Here is an 18,582-nt window from a genome sequence, read left to right as displayed (position 1 = left end):
CTGCCGCTGGGGAACACCGCTCCGACCTCGGTCGGGGGTCTGGAGCCCCAGATGTGCAAACCGCCGCGAGGCGACCAGCGTCCGGTCCGGACCCCACCGACGCAGCGAAGCCCCCGCTCTCCTCGAGAGCGGGGGCTTCGTGCGTCTGGACGGGTCTCCGACCTCTTACTCGGTCTGGCCCAGCAGCCAGCCGACCTCGCCGGCCAGCTCGTTGGCCGCCGCCGGGCCCCACGAGCCGGGCTCGTAGGGGTGCACCCCGGGCCGGGAGTCGAGCACCGGCTGCAGCGTCCGCCAGGTCTGCGCCAGGCCCTCGCTGGTGGTGAACAGCGACCGGTCGCCGACCAGCACGTCGTGGATGAGCGAGACGTAGGGCGGCAGCGGCTCACCGCCGGGCACCTGGGAGAGATCCAGGGTGGCGCGGGCGCGGGCGGTCTCCAGCTCCGGGCCAGGTCGCTTGGCCATCATGTCGATGTCCAGCGAGCCGGCCCCGGCCAGCGACAGGCTGACGACGTTGCCGTTGGCGGGGACGTCGTGCACGGGCCCGATCGGGCGGTGCAGCACCAGGCTGACCCGCTGCTGCTTGGCGGCCAGCCGCTTGCCGGTGCGCAGCAGGAACGGCACGCCCCGCCACCGCCCGGTGTCGATGAAGAGCTTGGCGGCGACGAAGGTGTCGGTGTCGCTGTCGTCGGGGACGGCGTCCAGCTCCCGGTAGCCGTCGAACTGGCCGAGGACGACGTCGGCCGGCGCCAGCGGGCGGAACGCGGCGAGGACCGCCTCGCGAGCGGCCAGGATGTCGCTGGCCCGGAAGCTGACCGGCGGCTCCATGGCGACCTCGGCGGCGACCTGGAACAGGTGGGTGACCAGCATGTCCAGGGTCGCGCCGGTGGCGTCGTAGAAGTCGGCGCGGTCGGCGACGTCGAGGTCCTCGGGGACGTCGATCTGCACCTGGGCGATGTGCTCGCGGCTCCAGATGTGCTCGAACAGGCCGTTGGCGAAGCGCAGCACGTGCAGGTCCTGGGTGCCCTCCTTGCCCAGGAAGTGGTCGATCCGGAAGACCTGCTCCTCGTCGAAGACCGAGTGCACGACGTCGTCGAGCTCGCTGAAGGCCTCCGGGGAGTCGCCGAAGGGCTTCTCGTAGACCACCCGGGCGCGCTCGGCCAGCCCGTGGGCGCCGATCGCCTTCGTGTACCCGGTGAACGCCTTCGGCGGCAGCGACAGGTAGTGGACCACCTGGGCGTCCTCGCCGATCTCGGCCCGGGCCTTGGCCACGACGTCGAGCAGCTGGCCGGGGTCGTCCTCGGTGAACCCGCCGCCGGCGAAGCGCAGCCGGGTGGCGAACTCGTCCCACGGGCCCTCGTCGGGGGAGGGGCCGAACTCGGTCAGCGAGCCGCGGACGTGGTCGACGAACTCCTCGTCGGTCCGCTCGCCGCGACCGCTGCCGATGAGCCGCCACTCGTCGGGCAGCAGGCCGTGCTGGGCGAGCTGGAAGAACGCCGGGAGCACCATCCGGCGGGCCAGGTCGCCGGTCGCGCCGTAGAGCACGAACACGGTCGGGGTCAGGTCGTTCGCGCCGTTCTCGGGCACTGTCGTCCTCTCACACGTCGTCCGGGCCGGGTCCGCCAGGGGACCGGCCCCAGGGGATGCCGCCCACGACGTCGGGGGTGCACCAAGCTGTTCCGGGCAACCGCCCGGTGCCCGGCAGTCTTCCCCATGGCGGTCCCCGCGCGCGCGTCGATCACGGTGTGTGGGCAGCGGCCGGGAGTGGGCAGTTACAGGAGCATGAGACGACCTGCGCTGCTCGCCCTCCCCGCTGTCGCCGTCCTCGCCCTGACCGCCTGCGGCGGAGACGCCGCCGAGGAGGAGCCCAACCCGGCCGTCGGCACCACGTTCGCCGAGGACGGCACCGACGACTCGGCCGCGGCGACCGAGACCGGCCGGGCGACCGGTGCCCCGATCACCGAGGTGGAGTTCGACGACCAGTCCGGGGACGGCAGCTCGGTCACCGTCGCCCGGGTCGCGATGACCGTCGACGGGTTCGTCGTGATCCTGCCCGACGACGGGTCCGACGACGACGCCACGGAGGCCGAGGTCCTCGGCTCGACCGCCGTGCCGGCCGGCGAGGCGACCGACGTCGAGGTGTCGCTGTCCCCGGCGCTGACCGAGGACACCGACCTGCAGGCGGTCCTCTACGGCGACACCGACGAGGACGGCGGGTTCGACCCCACCGTCGACCAGCGGATCCCGGACACCGACGACGAGGACGGCGACGTCTCCGACGACGCGTCCTACACCGTGCAGTGACCGCCACTGAGGCCCCTCGGCCGCGGATCTGAGGGGCCTCAGGGAGCCGGGCGCCGTGGAACTGCCCGATCGCCCGATGCCCGGGGCCCTCCCTCAGGGCGACCGTCCTCCTCGTCCACCCACGGACGACACGAGGAGACGGTCATGGCGCACTACCCCAACCCCGCCCTGGAGGCCGAGCTGGCCTGGCGCCGGGAGCTGGTCGAACGGTCGTTCGCCCGCGGCAGCCGGCGGGGGTCCTGGACGACCCGCCTGCGGCGGGCGCGCTGAACCGGACGGGCGCCGTCGCGTCGGTGGCCCGTGCCACGATCACCGGCGTGGCGCGCTGGGACGAGGGTCCGCTGGTCGGCCGGGTGAGCGAGCTCGGCCGGCTGCTGGCGCACGTCGACGCGGCGGCCGCGGGGCGCCCCTCCGGGGTGCTGGTGGCCGGCGATGCCGGCGTCGGCAAGACCCGGCTGCTCGACGAGCTGTCCCGCCGGGCCACCGGGCGCGGCGTGCGGGTGCTCACCGGGCACTGCGTCGACCTGGGCGACGTCGGCCTGCCCTACCTGCCCTTCGTCGACCTGCTCCGGCCGGTGGCCGCCGACCCGGAGCTGGCGCCGGTGCTGGCCCGGCACCCGGTGCTGGCCGGCCTGCTCGGCGGCGGTGCCGTGCCGGAGCGCTCCCGCGCGGAGCTCGGCCCGCCGTCGCCGCACCGCACCCTGAGCCCACCGGACGACGACGGCCGGCTCCAGCTGTTCGAGTCGGTGGCCGCGCTGCTGGGCGAGCTGGCCACCGGGCGGCCGGTGCTCGTCGTCCTCGAGGACCTGCACTGGGCCGACCGATCCAGCCGCGATCTGCTGCGCTACCTGCTGGCCCGGCTGGTCGACGAGCGGGTCGCCGTCGTCGCCTCCTACCGCGCCGACGACCTGCACCGCCGGCACCCGCTGCGGCCGCTGCTGGCCGAGCTGGTGCGGCTGCCCGGCGTCGAGCGGCTCCCCTTGGAGCCGCTGCCCGACGCCGAGGTGGAGACGCTGGTCCGTCGGCTGGCCGCCGTCTCCGCTGGGCCCGGTGCCGTTCCGGTCGAGGACGTCGTCGCCCGCGCCGAGGGCAACGCCTTCTACGCCGAGGAGCTGGTCGCGGCGGGGGAGGCGCTGCCCGGCGGGCTGTCCGAGGTGCTGCTCGCCCGGGTCGAGCAGCTCGGCCCGGACGCGCAGCAGGTGATCCGGGTGGCCGCCGTGGCCGGGCGCTCGGTGCGGCACGAGCTGGTGGCCGCGGTGGGCGGGCAGTCGCCGGCCGAGCTGGAGGCGGCGCTCGCCGAGGCGGTGCACCGGCACCTGCTGGTGGTCTCCGACGACGGGCGCTACCGGTTCCGGCACGCGCTGCTGCGCGAGGCCGTGCTGGCCGACCTGCTGCCCGGTGAGCGGGTGCGGCTGCACGCCGCCGTCGCGGCCCAGCTGGCCGACCGGCCGGAGGCGGGGACGGCGGCCGAGCGCGCCCACCACCTGCGCGAGAGCAACGACCTGCCCGGTGCGCTGAGCGCCTCGCTGGAGGCGGCGGCCGCCGCCCGCCGGGTGGGCGCTCCCGCCGAGCAGCTGCAGCACCTGGAGGCGGTGCTCGAGCTCTGGACGGCGGTGCCGGATGCCGCCGACCGCGCCGGCCGCCCGCAGGAGGCGGTGCTGCTGGACACGGCCGCGGCGGCCCGGGCGGTCGGTGACCTGCAGCGGGCGGTGGCACTGCTGCGCTCGGCCGGGGAGTTGCTGGGGCCCGACGGCGACCCGGAGGCGCGGGCGCGGGTGCACTACACGCTGGCGCAGGTGCTGGGCCGGATCGAGGAGGCCGCCGAGGCGCACCGGGAGAGCGCCGCGGCGATGGCGCTGGTCCCGGCGCAGCCGCCGTCGACGGTGCGCACCTGGGCGGCGGCCACGCACGCCCGCACCAGCTACTCCCTGGGCCTGGTGCAGGAGGCGGACGCCGCGGCCGAGGAGGCGCTGGCCGCCGCGGACGCCCTCGGCCTGGACAGCGCGTGGGCCGACACCGCCGTCTCCCTGGCGCGCGGGCCGGGTGCCGGCGACCGGGCGGCGGTGCGGGCCCGGTTCGCGGAGGCCCGGGCGCGGGCGGCGCGGTCCGGCGACGCCGACGTCGAGATGCGGGTGTGGTTCAGCCAGGCGATCACCGCCTACGACGCCGGCGAGCTGGCCGAGACGCTGACGCACGTCACCGCCGGGCTGGCCCGGGCGGCGACGCTGGGCGTGGAGTGGTCGTTCTACGGTGCCGAGCTGCGGCACCTGGAGGTGCTGGCCCGGTACGTGCTCGGCGACTGGGACGGCAGCCTGGCCGCCGCCGACGCGCTGGCGCGGGTACCCGACATGGCCGCGCACGTGCGGGCCGACGGGCTGCTGGTGCTGGTCGGCCGGGGTGACCCGCGCGCCGGCGAGCGGCTGGGCTGGGCGCAGGGGCCGGCAGCCCGCTGGGACAACCACGTGCTGCTGATGCTGGCCACGGTGGCGGCGGAGATCGAGCTGGCCGGTCAGGCCGGCGACGCGGCGAGGGCGGTCGAGCGGGCCCGGTTCGCCGACCGCCGGCTGCGCGAGCTGTGGGGTGAGGAGCGGCTCGCGTCGGTGCGGCTGGTGGCGACCGCGCTGGCGGCGGTGGGCGACGCGGCGGTCGCGGCCCGGCGGGCCGGGGACGAACCGGCGGTGGCCCGCTGGGGGGCGGACGCGGCGGAGCTGGCCGGGATCGGCCGGTCGGCGGCCGAGGTGCCGTACCCGGTGGGGATCGAGGCGCGGGCGTGGCGCACGCGGCTGGAGGCCGAGCTGGCGCGGGTGCGGGGCGAGGCCGCGGTGGCGCGGTGCCGGCGCGCGGTCGAGGAGTTCGGCGACCTGGGGCACGTGTACGAGCAGGCGCGGTCGCGGCTGCGGCTGGCCGAGGCGCTGCTGGCCGGCGACGACCGCACCGGCGCGGCCGCGGAGCTGGCGGCGGCACACGAGGTGGCGGTGCGGCTGGGGGCCGAGCCGCTGGGGACGGCGGTCGAGGCGCTGGCCCGCCGCAGCCGGCTCGAGCTGCCGGGGGTACGGGCAGTCGAGCCCGGCGCCGTCTTCACCCCACGCGAGGTCGAGGTGCTGGCGCTGGTCGCGCAGGGGCGCACCAACCGGCAGATCGGGGCGGAGCTGTTCATCAGCGAGAAGACCGCCAGCGTGCACGTGAGCAACATCCTGGCCAAGCTCGGCGCCTCCGGCCGCGCCGAGGCGGTGGCCCTCGCCGCCGCCCGCGGCCTGCTCGGCTGAGGGGGTCGCGCTCTCCAGTTGATCATCGGCGAACGGTCGGCCCGACGGCGTGTCGAGCAGCCGTTCGCCGATGATCAACCGGTCGGTGTGCGCACGACGACCCGGCGGATCCGCCCGACCCACTCGTCCAGCACGTTCGTGCGGTCGTCGGGCCCGGCGGGGGCGGTGGGCATGAGCAGCCACAGGGCCAGGTAGAGCCAGAGCCCGGCGCCGCCGGCGAAGACCAGCGCGACGAACCCGAGCCGCCACAGCAGCGCGTCGATGCCGGTGTGCTCGGCCAGGCCGGCGGCCACGCCACCCACCATCAGGCGGCTGCGGTCCCTCCGCAACGGCGGGCGATCGGCGGGGCCCTGCGGCGTCTCGGTGCGCGGCGCCTGCGGTGCCTGGGCCTGCGGGATCTCGGTGTGCGAGGTCGGGGTGGGGACTGTCTCGGTCATGACACCAGCCTGCGCGCGCCGGCGTCCGCCCGGCATCGGGGAACCCCCGGATCCGCCCCTGGTCCCGCGGCTCAGGGTCCCGCAGTGTTGCTCGCCCCGGCGGTCTCTCGCAGATGAGCACCGAGTGACAGGAGAGCGGGCTTCCCGGCCCCGGGATCCCCGTTTAGCTGTCACTCGGTGTGCAGCAGGACCGCTCAGAGCATCGTGCGGAGGCGCTCGCGGCGGGCGCGGAGGACGTCGACCGAGGCCGACGCCGACGGCGGGCCGGGCACCGACTGGCGCAGCTGGGTGTGCACCACGGCCTGCGGCTGGCCGGTCTTCGCCGCGATCCGGTTGACCAGCCGGTTGACCTCCCGGCGCAGCTCGGCGGCGTCGCGCCAGGAGCGGCCGGCCTCGTCCTCCTCCGGGTGGTCCTCGACGACCATGAAGCTGTCGGTGTCGTCGGACAGCCGCCGGGCGGCCTCCACGCGCAGCCGCAGCTCGTCGTCCCGCTTGGCCAGCAGGGACGCGGTCTGCTCGGGGGTGAGCAGCCCGGGGATGCCGAGGAACTCCTCGTCCTCCGGCTCCACCACGGTGGTCACGCCGCCGGAGCCGGTGTGCGCCGTCCCGCTGGACAGCACGTGGGCGAAGCGGGCGTCGGCCTCCAGGGCCTCCCACTCCTTGGCCGCGCCCTCGCGCGGCTCCCGCTCGGGCAGGTCGAGGTCCTCCAGCTCCTGGTCGGGCTGGGCCTTCGGCGGCGGGATGACGTGGTTGCGCTGCTCCTCCATGCCGGCGGCCAGGGTCAGCAGCGGCCGGACGGCGGGCAGGAACACCGTGGCCGACTCGTGCGGCGCGCGGGCGCGGACCACGCGGCCGACGGCCTGGGCGAAGAACAGCGGCGTCCGGTAGGAGGTCATCCAGGCCAGGACGGCGGCGCGGGGCACGTCGACGCCCTCGGAGACCATCCGCACGCAGACCGCGATCCGGGCGCCGCCCTTGTTGAACTTCTCGATCTTCTTCGACGCCTTCGGGTCGTCGGAGAGGATCAGCTCCGGCGCCTTCCCGGTGACCCGGCGGACGATCTTGGCGTACTCGCGGGCGTCGTCCTGGTCGCTGGCGAGCACCAGGCCGGCGGCGTCGGGCATGCCGCCCTCCTCGCGGAGGTGGGTGATCCGGTCGTCCATCGCGGCGATGACGTGCGGCACCCACTGGCCCTTGGGGTCCAGCGCCGTCCGCCAGGCCTGCATCTCGACCGACCTGGTGCCGGCCTCGGTGAGCGAGGCGGCGACCACCTCGCCGGCGGAGTTCCGCCAGCGCGAGGTGCCGGTGTAGGCGGCGAACACGACGGGCCGGACGACGTTGTCGGCCAGCGCCTCCTTGTAGCCGTACGTGTAGTCGGCCACCGACATCAGGCCGCCCTGGCCCTCGAAGCCGTCCTCGACGTACTTCACGAACGGGATGCGCTCGTCGGCCTTGGTGCGGAACGGCGTCCCGGTCAGGCACAGCCGGCGCGCGGCCATGCCGTAGGCCTCCTCCACCGCCTCACCCCAGGACAGGCCGTCGCCGGCGTGGTGCACCTCGTCCAGGATCACCAGCGACTTGACCGCGGTGGCGCGGGCGGCGTGCAGCATCGGCTTGCCGGCGACCTGGGCGTACGTGGTCACGTAGCCCTGGGTGCCGGCGCGCACCGGGCCGACGGCGTTGGTCAGGTTGGGGTCGAGCGCGATGCCCATCGCATCGGCGGCGTCGGCCCACTGCAGGCGCAGGTGGTCGGTCGGGCAGACCACGACCACCCGGGCGACCTCGCGGCGGGACAGCAGCCTCGCGGCCAGGCTCAGCGCGAAGGTCGTCTTCCCGGCTCCCGGGGTCGCGGTGACCAGGAAGTCCTTGGGGGAGCTCTCCTCGTACTGCGTCAGGGCCTGCTGCTGCCACGCCCGGAGCGGTCGGCTGGTCGTCTGCGGGGCCCGGGCCGCCGCCTGTGTTGCAGTCGCCATGTCGGGAGTCATTCTGGACGGCGGCGGGGCAACACGCCCAACCGGGTGCCTCCGGCGCGCCCCCGCCGTCCCGACGTATACGGGCCGGCCGTCGAGCCGCTGACCTGCGCGTTCGTGTCACCCGGCGGTGGAGTGTGGCGATCCTCATGTCCCGGGGCGGACCGTCTCGTCACGTCACGCCGGCCCCGCCCGTCCCGGCTGCCGCGCGCGGGGCACAGATGGCCATGACCGCCCTCCTGTCGGGGGCGGACATGGCCATTTCTGCCCTCAGGGGAGGGCGGGGAGCAGCTTGTCCAGGGTGATCGGCAGCTTGCGCACCCGGACGCCGGTGGCGGCGTGCACGGCGTTGACCACCGCGGCCGCCGTCCCGACGATGCCGATCTCGCCGACGCCCTTGGACCCCATGGCGTTGACGTAGGGGTCGTGCTCGTCCAGCCACACCGCCTCGATCTCGCCGACGTCGGCGTTGACCGAGACGTGGTACTCGGCGAGGTCGTGGTTGGCGACCTGGCCGATCCGGGTGTCGAAGACGCTCGTCTCGTGCAGCGCCATGGACATGCCCATGGTCATCCCACCGATCAGCTGCGAGCGCGCCGTCCGCGGGTTGATCACCCGCCCGACGCCGAAGACGCCGAGCAGCCGCGGCAGCCGGATCTCCCCGGTGTCGGCGTTGATCCGCGCCTCCACGAACTGGGCGCCGAACGCGTAGGGGGCGTGGGTGTCGTCCTGGCCGGCCTGGTCGACGTCGCCGCTGGCCTCGTCGCCCTCGGCGGGGGTGCCGCCGAACTTCGTCCGGAACTCGCGGGCGGCCACGACCAGCGCCGACCCCCAGGTGTTGGTGCCCGACGAGCCGCCGGCCACCGAGGCGATCGGGTAGCGGGTGTCACCGATCCGGACGTCGACGTCGGCCACGTCCACGCCGAGGGCGTCGGCGGTGATCTGCGGCAGGATCGTCCAGGCGCCGGTGCCGAGGTCGGCGGCGCCGATCTCGGCGACGTACCGGCCGTCCGCGTAGCGGATGTTCGCCGTCGACGTGGCCTGCCGCATCGTCGGGTAGACCGAGGACGCCACGCCGTACCCGACGAGCCAGTCGCCCTCGCGGCGCCCGCGCGGGCGGTCGGCCCAGCCGAACCGCTCGGCGCCCTCGCGCAGGCACTGCACCAGGCTGCGGCTGGACCACGGCTTGCCGGTCTCCGGGTCGGCCTCGGGCTCGTTCCGGATCCGCAGCTCGACCGGGTCGATGCCCAGCTCCTCGGCCAGCTCGTCCATCGCGACCTCGGGGCCGAACATGCCCGGGCACTCGCCCGGCGCCCGCATCCACGAGGGCACGGGGACGTCGAGCGCGGCCAGCCGGTGGGTGGTGCGCCGGTTGGGGGAGGCGTACATCATCCGGGCCGGGACGCCGGTCTGCTCCGCGAACTCCTTGATCCGCGAGGTCTGCTCGACCACGTCGATCGCGATCGCCTGCAGCCGGCCGGAGCGGTCGGCGGCCAGCTGCATCTGCTGGATCGTCGGTGTGCGGTAGCCGGCGAGGAAAAACATCTGCTGCCGGGTCAGCGCCAGCTTCACGGGACGGCCGGGCAGCGCGCGGGCGGCCAGCGCGGCGAGCATGACGTTGGCGTGCGGCAGCCCCTTCGAGCCGAACCCGCCGCCCACGTAGGGGCAGACGACCCGGACCTGCTCCTGCTCCAGCCCGAAGACCTTGCTCACCGCGGCCCGGTCGGGGTGCACGCCCTGGGTGGAGTCCCACAGGGTCAGCGGGACGTCGGCCGTGGGGTCCCACAGCGCCGTCGTCGCGTGCGGCTCGATCGGGTTGTTGTGGTACATCGCGGTCTCGTACGTCCGCTCCAGCCGCACCTCGGCGGTGGCCATCGCGGCGGCGACGTCGCCCTCGGCGGTGTCGGTCTCGTGCCCGGCGTTGACCTTCTCCGGCTTGTACAGGTCGTCCCGGTCGACGGAGAGGACGGCGTCGTGCGGCTGCTCGGCGTAGCTGACGGTGATCCCGTCGGCGACCTCCCGGGCGAGCTCGGAGGTCTCCGCGATCACCACCCCGATCAGCTGGCCGCGGAACCCGACCTCGTCGCCCTGCAGGACGGCGTACTCGGCGTCCTCGGTGTCGGCGAGCCGCTCGGCGGTGAAGGGGGTCAGCACGGCGAGCACCCCGTCGAGCGCCTCGGCCGCGGCGGTGTCCATCGCCGTCACCCGCCCGCGGGCGATGGTGGCGGTGATCGGGTGGCAGTAGGCGGGGCGCTCGACCGGCGTCTCGAAGGCGTAGACCGCGGTGCCGCGGACCTTGTCGACGCCGTCCCGGCGGACCAGTGCCTGCCCGATGGCGCGGGGCTCCAGCAGGTCGGTCATGACTGCTCCTCCGTGAGCGTGCGCAGGGTGGCGGCCACCGTGCGGGCGAGCAGCGGGATCTTGAAGCCGTTGCCGCCGTCGACCCCGGGCTGCGGCTGGGCGGTGGCGAGCTCGGCGTCCATCGCGGCCCGGACGGCGTCCTCGGTGAGCGCCTGCCCGCGGAGCAGCTCCTCGGCGCGGGTGGCCCGCCAGGGCTTGTGCGCGACGCCGCCGAGGGCGAGGCGCACGTCGTCGCCGGCGACCACGGCCGCCACGCTGACCAGGGCGAACGCGTACGACGCCCGGTCGCGGACCTTGCGGTAGGCGGAGCGGGCGCCGTCCGGCAGCGGTGGGAGGTCGATCGCGGTGATCAGCTCGCCGTGCTCGAGGACGGTGTCGTGGGACGGGTCGTCGCCGGGCAGCCGGTGCAGCTCCGGAAACGGGATGGTGCGGACGCCGGTGGGGCCGAGCACCTGCACCTGCGCGTCGAGGGCGGCCAGCGCGACGGCCATGTCCGAGGGGTGGCTGGCGATGCAGGTGGCCGGGTCACCGGCGTCGGGCAGCGCGGCCGGGACGCCCAGCACGGAGTGGTAGCGGGTGTAGCCGCCCACCGCGGAGCAGCCGCTGCCGGGCTCACGCTTGTTGCAGGGCGTGGTCACGTCCTGGAAGTAGACGCAGCGGGTGCGCTGCAGCGGGTTGCCGCCGGTGGTGGCCATGTTGCGCAGCTGCCCGGTGGCGCCGGCCAGCAGCGCCTGCGCGAGCACCGGGTACCGCTCGCGGACCCGGCGGTCGGCGGCGACCTCGCTGTTGGTCGACGCCGCGCCCAGCCGCAGGCCGCCGTCGGGGAGGTCGGTGATCTCCCGGGAGGTGAGCCGGCGGACGTCGACCACCAGGTCGGGGCGGGCGACGCCCAGCCGCAGGTGGTCGACGAGGTTGGTGCCGCCGGCGAGGAAGACGGCGTTCGGCTCGGCGGCGACGTCCCGGACCGCCTCGGCGACGTCGCCGGGGGAGGCGTAGGCGAACGGCTTCATCGCCCGGCCGCCGCGTCCTGCACCGCAGGGGTGATGTTCACGTAGGCGGCGCAGCGGCAGAGGTTGCCGCTCATCCGCTCGGCGACCTCGTCGTGGGTCATCTCCGGCTCGCTGGTGAGGTCCTCGGTGACGTGGCTGGGCCAGCCGCGTTCGAACTCCTCGATCACCCCGACCGCCGAGCAGATCTGCCCCGGGGTGCAGTAGCCGCACTGGAAGGCGTCGCGCTCCAGGAACGCCCGCTGCACGGGGTGGAGCTCGCCCTCGGGGGCCAGCCCGTCGGCGGTGGTCAGCTCGGCGCCGTCGTGGGCGACCGCCAGGGCCAGGCAGGACAGCGACCGCTGCCCGTCGACCAGGATCGTGCAGGCGCCGCACTGGCCGTGGTCGCAGCCCTTCTTCGGGCTGGTGTTGCCGAGCCGCTCGCGCAGCGCGTCGAGCAGCGAGGTCCGGGTGTCGACGGTCAGCCGGCGGGTCTCGCCGTCGACCCGCAGGGTGATCTCCGCGTCCATGCCGCGCCAGTGCCCGGACGGCTCGGCGCGGCAAACCCGGTGCGTGCCGCAACCACGCTGACAGGTCCGTGCCCCCGTCGTAGGCTGATTGCGGCCCCTCGACCAGGAGGCCCGTTCGGCCCGGCCCCAGCGGGACACCCCCCGCTGCCCGGCGCCGCCACCCCACCCCGCCTGCTGTGGCGCCGGTGCCCGTGTCTCGGCCTCCTGGAGTTCCCGTGTCCCCTGCTGTCCTCTCCCGCCCCCTCCCGCCGCTCGCCCAGCGGCTCACCGGGGTCGCCAGCTCGCCGGTCCGCGAGCTGTTGGCGCTGCTCGACCGGCCGCAGGTCATCTCCTTCGCCGGCGGCCTGCCCGCGCCCGAGCTGTTCGACCTGGACGGCGTCCGGGCCGCCTACGACAGCGTGCTGTGGGGTCCGCACGCGCGCCGCGCGCTGCAGTACGCCCCGACCGAGGGCGACCGTCAGCTGCGGGCGCGGGTGGCCGCCCGGCTGACCGCCCGCGGCATGCTCAGCTCGATCGACGACCTGCTGGTCACCTCGGGCTCGCAGCAGGGCCTGACCCTGGTCGCCACCGCACTGCTCGACCCGGGCGCCGTCGTCCTGGTCGAGGACCCGACGTACCTGGCCGCCCTGCAGTGCTTCCAGCTGGCCGGCGCCCGGGTCGTGCCGGTGCCCACCGACGAGCACGGCATGGACCCGGCGGCGCTGGCGGAGACGATCCGGCGGGAGCGGCCGACGCTGGTCTACCTGGTGCCCACCTTCGCCAACCCGACCGGGCGCACCATGCCCGAGCACCGGCGCGCCCAGGTGGTCGAGCTGACCGCCCGGCACGGTGTCTGGTTGGTCGAGGACGACCCCTACGGGGAGCTGCGCTACCGGGGTGCCGACGTCGCGCCGCTGGCCGCCCAGCCGGGGGCCGACGAGCACGTCGTCCACCTGGGCAGCTTCTCCAAGATCGCCGCGCCGGGGCTGCGGCTGGGCTGGCTGCGGGCGCCGTCCCGGCTGCTCCCGGCGCTGACCGTCGCCAAGCAGGCGGCCGACCTGCACACCTCGACGATCGACCAGGCCGCCGCGGCGGCCTGGTTCGCCGCGGCCGACGTGGAGACCCACCTGCGGAACCTGCGCCGGGCCTACCGGCAGCGCCGGGACGCGATGGTGGCCGCGCTGCCGACGACGCTGCCGGCGGGCAGCACGTGGACCGAGCCCGACGGTGGGATGTTCGTCTGGGCGCGGCTGCCCGGCGGTGTCGACACGGCGGAGCTGCTGCCGCAGGCGCTGGCGGCCGATGTCGCGTTCGTCCCCGGCGCCGCCTTCTACGCCGGGACGCCGGACCGGTCGACGCTGCGGCTGTCGTTCACCACGCACACCCCCGAGCGGATCGCCGAGGGCATGGCCCGGCTGGCCAGCGTGCTGCGCGGCTGACCGGTGGAGCCGGCCGGTGTGGGCGCCCCGGTCGCGCGGCCCCCGCTACGCGAACCGATCGGCAGCTGCGAGGCTGCGGACGTGCAGCTCGACCAGGTCTTCGACTGGCGGGGGCGGCGCGTGCGCTGGACCCGGTTCGGCACCGGCCCCGCGGTGGTCTTCTGCCACGGCACCCCGTGGTCGTCGTGGTTGTGGGCCCCGTACGCGCGGGCGCTGGCCGGGGACTTCACGGTGCACCTGTGGGACATGCCCGGTTACGGCGCCTCGTCCATGGACCCCGAGCACGCCGTCTCCCTCGACGTCCAGGGTGAGTTGCTGGCTGACCTGCTGCGCCACTGGGACCTCTCGCCCGAGACCGACGGGCCAAGCGCCGGGGGCAGGGGGCCGCACGTCGTCGCCCACGACTTCGGCGGGGCGGTCGCCTTGCGGGCGCACCTGCTGCACGGTGCCCGCTACGCCTCCCTGGCCCTGGTCGACGTGGTGGCGCTGGCCCCGTGGGGGTCGCCGTTCTTCCGCCTCGTGCACGACCACGCCGACGTCTTCGCCGCGCTGCCGGCTGCCGTGCACGAGGGAGCGGTGCGTGCCTACATCGCCGGTGCCAGTCACCGCGGGCTCACCGAGGCACAGCTCGATGCCCTCGTGGCGCCGTGGACGACCCCCGCGGGGCACGCGGCGTTCTACCGCCAGATCGCGCAGGCCGACGAGGCGTTCACCGACGTCCTGGAGCCGCTCTACGGTTCGCTGGACCTGCCGGTGAGCGTGGTGTGGGGAACCGAGGACACCTGGATCCCGGCCGACCGGGCACACCGCCTGGCAGGCGCGATCCCCGGCGCCGAACTCGTCCTGATCCCGGACGCCGGGCACCTGGTCCACCTCGACCAGCCGGCGCACCTGGCCACCACGCTCGGCGCCTGGCTGGCCGGCCGCCGCTGACCGGGAGCCCGGTCGTCAGTCGGCGGGCTGGTCGACCCAGTCGGGGCCGTTGACCTCACCGGGGCCGGCGAGGTCGGCGGCGTCGACGATCGTGTAGGCGTAGCCCTGCTCGGCGAGGAACCGCTGGCGGTGCGCGGCGTACTCGCTGTCGAGGGTGTCGCGGCTGACCACGGTGTAGAAGTGCGCCTGCCGGCCGTCGGCCTTGGGGCGCAGCACCCGGCCGAGTCGCTGGGCCTCCTCCTGCCGCGACCCGAACGTGCCCGACACCTGGACGGCGACCGCGGCCTCGGGCAGGTCGATGGAGAAGTTCGCGACCTTGGAGACGACGAGTGTCTTGATCTGCCCGGTGCGGAACTCCTGGAACAGCCGCTCGCGCTCCTTGTTGCTCGTCGACCCCTGGATGACGGGGGCGTCGAGGGCCGCACCGAGCTCGTCGAGCTGGTCGAGGTAGGCGCCGATGACGAGCTTCTGCTCCTCGGGGTGGCGCTCCAGCACCCGGCGGATCACCGGCAGCTTCGACTGGGCGGTCGCCGCGATCCGGTACCGCTCCTCGGGCTCGGCGACCGCGTAGGTCATCCGCTCCTCGTCGTCGAGGGAGACCCGCACCTCGATGCACTCGGCCGGGGCGATGTAGCCCTGCGCCTCGATGTCCCGCCACGGGGCGTCGTAGCGCTTGGGGCCGATGAGGGAGAAGACGTCGTCCTCGCGGCCGTCCTCGCGCACCAGCGTCGCGGTCAGCCCCAGCCGACGGCGGGACTGCAGGTCGGCGGTGAGCCGGAAGATCGGCGCGGGCAGCAGGTGGACCTCGTCGTAGACGATCAGGCCCCAGTCCTGGGCGTCGAACAGGTCAAGGTGCCGGTACTCGCCCTTCCGGCGGGTGGTGATCACCTGGTAGGTGGCGATGGTGACCGGACGGATCTCCTTGCGCTCACCGGAGTACTCGCCGATCTCGTCCTCGGTCAGGCTGGTGCGGGCGATCAGCTCGCGCTTCCACTGCCGCCCGGAGACGGTGTTAGTGACCAGGATCAGCGTGGTCGCCTTCGCCTCGGCCATCGCGGCTGCACCGACCAGCGTCTTGCCGGCGCCACAGGGGAGGACCACGACGCCGGAGCCGCCGGCCCAGAAGCCCTCGACCGCCTCCTGCTGGTAGTCGCGCAGGTTCCAACCGTCCTGGTCCAGGAAGATCGGGTGCGCCTGGCCGTCGACGTAGCCGGCGAGGTCCTCGGCCGGCCAGCCCACCTTCAGCAGGGCCTGCTTGAGCCGGCCGCGCTCGGAGGGGTGGACGACGATGCTGTCGGCGTCGATGCGCTGGCCGAGCATCGGGGCCACCCGCTTGCTGCGGACGACCTCCTCCAGCACGGCCTTGTCGGTGCTGGTGAGCACCAGCCCGTGCACCGGGTTGTTGGCCAGGGTGAGCCGGCCGTAGCGGTCCATCGTGTCGGCGATGTCGACCAGCAGCGCGTGCGGCACCGGGTAGCGGGAGTAGCGGACCAGCGCGTCGACGACCTGCTCGGCGTCGTGCCCGGCGGCGCGCGCGTTCCACAGGGCCAGCGGGGTGACCCGGTAGGTGTGCACGTGCTCGGGGGAGCGCTCCAGCTCGGCGAAGGGCGCGATCGCCGCCCGGCACTCCTTGGCCAGCGGGTGGTCGACCTCGAGCAGCAGGGTCTTGTCCGACTGGACGATGAGGGGGCCGTCGCTCACGCGGGGGTTCCTTTGCTCGGAGACTGCGGCGCAGCACGCGCGCCGGACTGACCACGGTAACGCCGGACGGCGACAGGTCCTTCCGGGTCGGGCCTGCGGTACCCGGTCTCACACCTCCCGCTTCGCGACCGAGTCGACGAGGACACATGTCGACTCGGTCGCATGCGGACACGGCGACACAAGGGGTGAGGCTAGAAGGGCGGTGGGTCGTCGGTCGGTCCGGAAGGTGGTGGCTCGGGTCCGCCGGGTCGTTGGGTGGGTTGGGGCTCCCGTGGCCGGAGGCCGGGCGGTCGGGTGGTGCGGGTGACGCCGGACGGTGTGGTCACCCGCAACGTGCCGTCGGGGGTCATGGCGAACCGCCAGCCGGGGGCGAAGGTCTTGAGCCGGTGGTGGCTGCGGCACAGGCAGCAGAGGTTGGTGCAGTCGGTGGCGCCGCCTTGGGCGTGGGGGACGACGTGGTCGAGGTCGTGCCAGCCGACGCGTTGGCCGCAGTTGGGGAACCGGCAGCGCCGGTCGCGGGTGGTGACGAAGGCCCGTTGCCGCGCGGTGGGCTCGTAGCGCTCGGTGGGTGGTGGCGGGCCCAGCACCGGGCAGTCGCACGGTTCGTCGGGGTGCTGCGGGCAGCCGCGCTTGGCCAGCCGCGCCAGCTCCGCGGGAGTGATGGTGGCCAGCAGTTCGCCGTCCGGGCCGGTGATCGCGAAGGTGAGCGTGCCGCCGTCGGGGGCGGTGAGGCCCAGCGCACCGACGCGGGCCAGCAGGTCGCGCAGGTGCGCGGCGGTGATCGGCAGCCCGTTCACCTCACCCGGCGTGTTGCCGCCTTCCAGTGCCTCCAAGGCCGCGGTGATGGTGAGGTTCGCGGCCACGAGCGGCAGCCCGTGGTCCGCGGGGCGGAGGATCAGCGCCACGGCCACGAGGGTGCGCAGCTGACCGATCGGCCGGGGGTCCCCGTCGGCCTTGAGCATCCGGGCCAGCTGGTCGAACAGGTCGTGCGCCTGGGCGGCCTGATCGGCGGGCAGGTCCACGGCCAGTACCGCCCGCCCATCAGTGGTCGAGGGGTAGAGGTGCACATCGGCGGTCTTCTCCGCCTCCGCCCGCGCCTCTTCGGCGGCGTCGGCGTCCAGCTGCAGCACCAGTTCGGTGGCGCGCTTCTTCACCGCCGACACCGACAGGTCACTCGCCTCAGCCAGCAGCCGCTCTTCGACGCGGGCGGCGACCTCGGCGGGAGTGGACTTCAGCGCATCCGCCAGCTGCTGCGCCCGCCGCTCGTCCAGCTCCCCGGCCCGCAGGGCGGCGAAGGTGGCCGGGAGCTTGTCCCGCCACACCAGCGCCCGGGTCAGCCGGATCGCCGCCGTCCCCCGCCCTACGTTGAGCGCCGTGGCCAGCTCGGCGGTGAAGAACTCACTCACCTCACCGTCGGCCGGCTGCGCCGTCCACCCCGCCCGTCGCGCACCCGGATGGTCCGGCGGCGGATCAGCCGACCCGGGACGGTCGGCGGCCAGGGCGAGGATGAGCTCGGCTTCGTAGGCGGTGTCCTGGGCGCGGCGCCGCTGCACCCGCTGCAGCTCCTCGGCCAGCTCCTCGTCGGTCAGCCAGGGTGCCGGCAACCGGGAGGGCTCGACGGGGTGCTCGAGAGTCCAGTCGAGGACCAACCCCTCGACCACGCTCGACCCCGACCTCCGCGACATGGCCCGAACATACGTTCGAGGTACGACGTTCTCGCGGCAGCGGCCGTGACCGTGCGGAACTGGACGCCAGTGGCCCCAGGGCAGGAGATCTCTGGGCCACTGGCGTTCGACGGGTGCCCGAGCGGCCAGCGGCGGCGCTACGGTCCCGGCATGCTCGACCACCTGGGGATCCAGGTCGCTGACGTCGAGGCGGCCGTGGCGTTCTACCTGCGGCGTTCGCGCCCATCGGCCTGCGGGAAGCGGTGCGCTTCCCCACCGGCGAGCAGTCGGTCGTCGGCCTGTGCGGCCCCGACGGCGCGCCCGACTTCTGGCTGAGCCCCGCCGACGGCGGGGAGACCCGGGAGCTGCACGTGGGCTTCCGCGCGCCCGACCGGGCCGCCGTCGACGCGGTGCACGACGCCGCCCGCGCGGCGGGCGCTGAGGTGCTGCACGGCGCCGCGTGCGTGGCCCGAGTACCACCCCGGCTACCACGCCGTCTTCCTGCGTGACCCCGACGGGCACAACATCGAGGCCGTCCACCACGGCTGAGGGGTCAGAGCCGTCCACCACGGCTGAGGTCAGGTGCGCGGATGCCAGCGCTTCCAGTGCGCGACCCCGGTCGCCCGCGGCTTGCCGTCCCACAGCAGCGCGACGTCGACGGTCATCGCCGCCTCGTCGGCCGCGGTGACCACCGCGGTCAGCGCCACCGGCTCGGTCAGCGGGGCGGGGCGCAGGAAGCGGACGTCCAGCCCCGCCGTCACGTAGGGCAGCGCGGCGCCGGGCAGCGCACCCCACCCGCGGAGGTCGGCCTCGTGCAGCACCGCCGCCGCGCTGGAGCAGTCCAGCAGCGTGGAGATGATGCCGCCGTTGAGGAACCCCAGCCCGTTGTCGTGCTCCGCCCATGGCAGGAACTCGGCGACCACGCCGTCCTCGGTGGGGAAGCTGGCTAGCTGCAGCCCGCGCTCGTTGGCCGGGCCGCAGCCGAAGCACGTCAGCTCGGGCACGAGCCGCTGCT

At 74.8% G+C, this 18,582-nt stretch carries 15 protein-coding genes; 6 read left to right on the top strand and 9 right to left on the bottom strand.

What is annotated here, in order from left to right; all coding sequences use genetic code 11:
• Positions 1–165: 165 nt before the first annotated feature.
• Positions 166–1,584 (bottom strand): glucose-6-phosphate dehydrogenase, encoded by a 1,419-nt coding sequence (locus tag ACI79Y_RS02720; protein ID WP_457157015.1) that lies wholly within the window; start codon positions 1,582–1,584, stop codon positions 166–168.
• Between the two features lie 195 nt (positions 1,585–1,779).
• Here ACI79Y_RS02720 and ACI79Y_RS02715 point away from each other — a divergent pair, with 195 nt between their 5' ends.
• The 3 genes from ACI79Y_RS02715 (at position 1,780) to ACI79Y_RS02705 (ending at position 5,567) form a co-directional block, all read left to right on the top strand.
• A complete protein-coding gene (locus ACI79Y_RS02715; protein WP_457157014.1) occupies positions 1,780–2,301 on the top strand; it encodes a DUF7282 domain-containing protein in 522 nt (173 codons plus the stop codon).
• Between the two features lie 144 nt (positions 2,302–2,445).
• Complete coding sequence (locus ACI79Y_RS02710; protein ID WP_457141318.1) at positions 2,446–2,571, top strand: hypothetical protein; 126 nt, start codon at positions 2,446–2,448, stop codon at positions 2,569–2,571.
• Between the two features lie 47 nt (positions 2,572–2,618).
• Complete coding sequence (locus ACI79Y_RS02705) at positions 2,619–5,567, top strand: helix-turn-helix transcriptional regulator (protein ID WP_457157013.1); 2,949 nt, start codon at positions 2,619–2,621, stop codon at positions 5,565–5,567.
• 74 nt (positions 5,568–5,641) lie between these two features.
• On the opposite strand, the gene ACI79Y_RS02700 is transcribed toward ACI79Y_RS02705, so the two are convergent.
• The 5 genes from ACI79Y_RS02700 to ACI79Y_RS02680 all read right to left on the bottom strand — a co-directional run bounded on the left by ACI79Y_RS02700 (position 5,642) and on the right by ACI79Y_RS02680 (position 11,851).
• Positions 5,642–6,004, bottom strand: a complete 363-nt coding sequence (locus tag ACI79Y_RS02700) for a PspC domain-containing protein (RefSeq protein ID WP_457157012.1) — start codon at positions 6,002–6,004, stop codon at positions 5,642–5,644.
• A gap of 194 nt (positions 6,005–6,198) precedes the next feature.
• The gene (locus ACI79Y_RS02695; protein WP_457157011.1) at positions 6,199–7,977 is read right to left on the bottom strand and encodes a DEAD/DEAH box helicase; all 1,779 of its coding nucleotides are present in this window, start codon (positions 7,975–7,977) and stop codon (positions 6,199–6,201) included.
• Between the two features lie 267 nt (positions 7,978–8,244).
• A complete protein-coding gene (locus ACI79Y_RS02690) occupies positions 8,245–10,335 on the bottom strand; it encodes a xanthine dehydrogenase family protein molybdopterin-binding subunit (protein ID WP_457157010.1) in 2,091 nt (696 codons plus the stop codon).
• Positions 10,332–11,345, bottom strand: a complete 1,014-nt coding sequence (locus tag ACI79Y_RS02685; RefSeq protein ID WP_457157009.1) for an FAD binding domain-containing protein — start codon at positions 11,343–11,345, stop codon at positions 10,332–10,334. The genes ACI79Y_RS02690 and ACI79Y_RS02685 overlap by 4 nt, the downstream gene beginning before the upstream one ends.
• On the bottom strand, positions 11,342–11,851 hold the full coding sequence (locus ACI79Y_RS02680; RefSeq protein WP_457157008.1) for a 2Fe-2S iron-sulfur cluster-binding protein: 510 nt from the start codon (positions 11,849–11,851) through the stop codon (positions 11,342–11,344). Before ACI79Y_RS02680 ends, ACI79Y_RS02685 begins: the two co-directional genes overlap by 4 nt.
• 215 nt (positions 11,852–12,066) lie before the next feature.
• Between ACI79Y_RS02680 and ACI79Y_RS02675 the strand changes: the two genes are divergently transcribed.
• Both ACI79Y_RS02675 and ACI79Y_RS02670 read left to right on the top strand, forming a co-directional pair.
• Positions 12,067–13,269, top strand: coding sequence for an aminotransferase-like domain-containing protein (locus ACI79Y_RS02675; RefSeq protein WP_457157007.1), 1,203 nt, complete (start codon positions 12,067–12,069; stop codon positions 13,267–13,269).
• Positions 13,270–13,350: 81 nt separating this feature from the next.
• Entirely contained in the window at positions 13,351–14,202 is an 852-nt protein-coding gene (locus ACI79Y_RS02670) for an alpha/beta fold hydrolase (RefSeq protein ID WP_457157006.1), read from the top strand.
• A gap of 15 nt (positions 14,203–14,217) precedes the next feature.
• On the opposite strand, the gene ACI79Y_RS02665 is transcribed toward ACI79Y_RS02670, so the two are convergent.
• Positions 14,218–15,903 carry a DNA repair helicase XPB gene (locus tag ACI79Y_RS02665; protein WP_457157005.1) on the bottom strand — a complete coding sequence of 562 codons (1,686 nt, stop codon included), beginning with the start codon at positions 15,901–15,903 and terminating at the stop codon, positions 14,218–14,220.
• Between the two features lie 191 nt (positions 15,904–16,094).
• A complete protein-coding gene (locus ACI79Y_RS02660; protein WP_457157004.1) occupies positions 16,095–17,588 on the bottom strand; it encodes a DUF222 domain-containing protein in 1,494 nt (497 codons plus the stop codon).
• Between the two features lie 242 nt (positions 17,589–17,830).
• On the opposite strand from ACI79Y_RS02660, the gene ACI79Y_RS02655 reads away from it, so the two are divergent.
• Positions 17,831–18,076, top strand: coding sequence for a hypothetical protein (locus tag ACI79Y_RS02655; protein ID WP_457157003.1), 246 nt, complete (start codon positions 17,831–17,833; stop codon positions 18,074–18,076).
• Between the two features lie 69 nt (positions 18,077–18,145).
• On the opposite strand, the gene ACI79Y_RS02650 is transcribed toward ACI79Y_RS02655, so the two are convergent.
• A complete protein-coding gene (locus ACI79Y_RS02650) occupies positions 18,146–18,571 on the bottom strand; it encodes a PaaI family thioesterase (RefSeq protein ID WP_457157002.1) in 426 nt (141 codons plus the stop codon).
• Positions 18,572–18,582 lie beyond the last annotated feature (11 nt).

It is taken from the genome of Modestobacter sp. SYSU DS0875 (assembly GCF_054050915.1).
Note: the sequence above shows the minus strand (reverse complement) of the source record. Positions and strands in the feature narration are given on the sequence as shown.

Bases quoted from the DNA above. Each gene is read 5' to 3' on its own strand.
- ACI79Y_RS02715 (WP_457157014.1), top strand. From the start codon at position 1,780: ATGAGACGACCTGCGCTGCTCGCCCTCCCCGCTGTCGCCGTCCTCGCC.
- ACI79Y_RS02710 (WP_457141318.1), top strand. From the start codon at position 2,446: ATGGCGCACTACCCCAACCCCGCCCTGGAGGCCGAGCTGGCCTGGCGC.
- ACI79Y_RS02700 (WP_457157012.1), bottom strand. From the start codon at position 6,004: ATGACCGAGACAGTCCCCACCCCGACCTCGCACACCGAGATCCCGCAG.
- ACI79Y_RS02695 (WP_457157011.1), bottom strand. From the start codon at position 7,977: ATGGCGACTGCAACACAGGCGGCGGCCCGGGCCCCGCAGACGACCAGC.
- ACI79Y_RS02690 (WP_457157010.1), bottom strand. From the start codon at position 10,335: ATGACCGACCTGCTGGAGCCCCGCGCCATCGGGCAGGCACTGGTCCGC.
- ACI79Y_RS02685 (WP_457157009.1), bottom strand. From the start codon at position 11,345: ATGAAGCCGTTCGCCTACGCCTCCCCCGGCGACGTCGCCGAGGCGGTC.
- ACI79Y_RS02680 (WP_457157008.1), bottom strand. From the start codon at position 11,851: ATGGACGCGGAGATCACCCTGCGGGTCGACGGCGAGACCCGCCGGCTG.
- ACI79Y_RS02660 (WP_457157004.1), bottom strand. From the start codon at position 17,588: ATGTCGCGGAGGTCGGGGTCGAGCGTGGTCGAGGGGTTGGTCCTCGAC.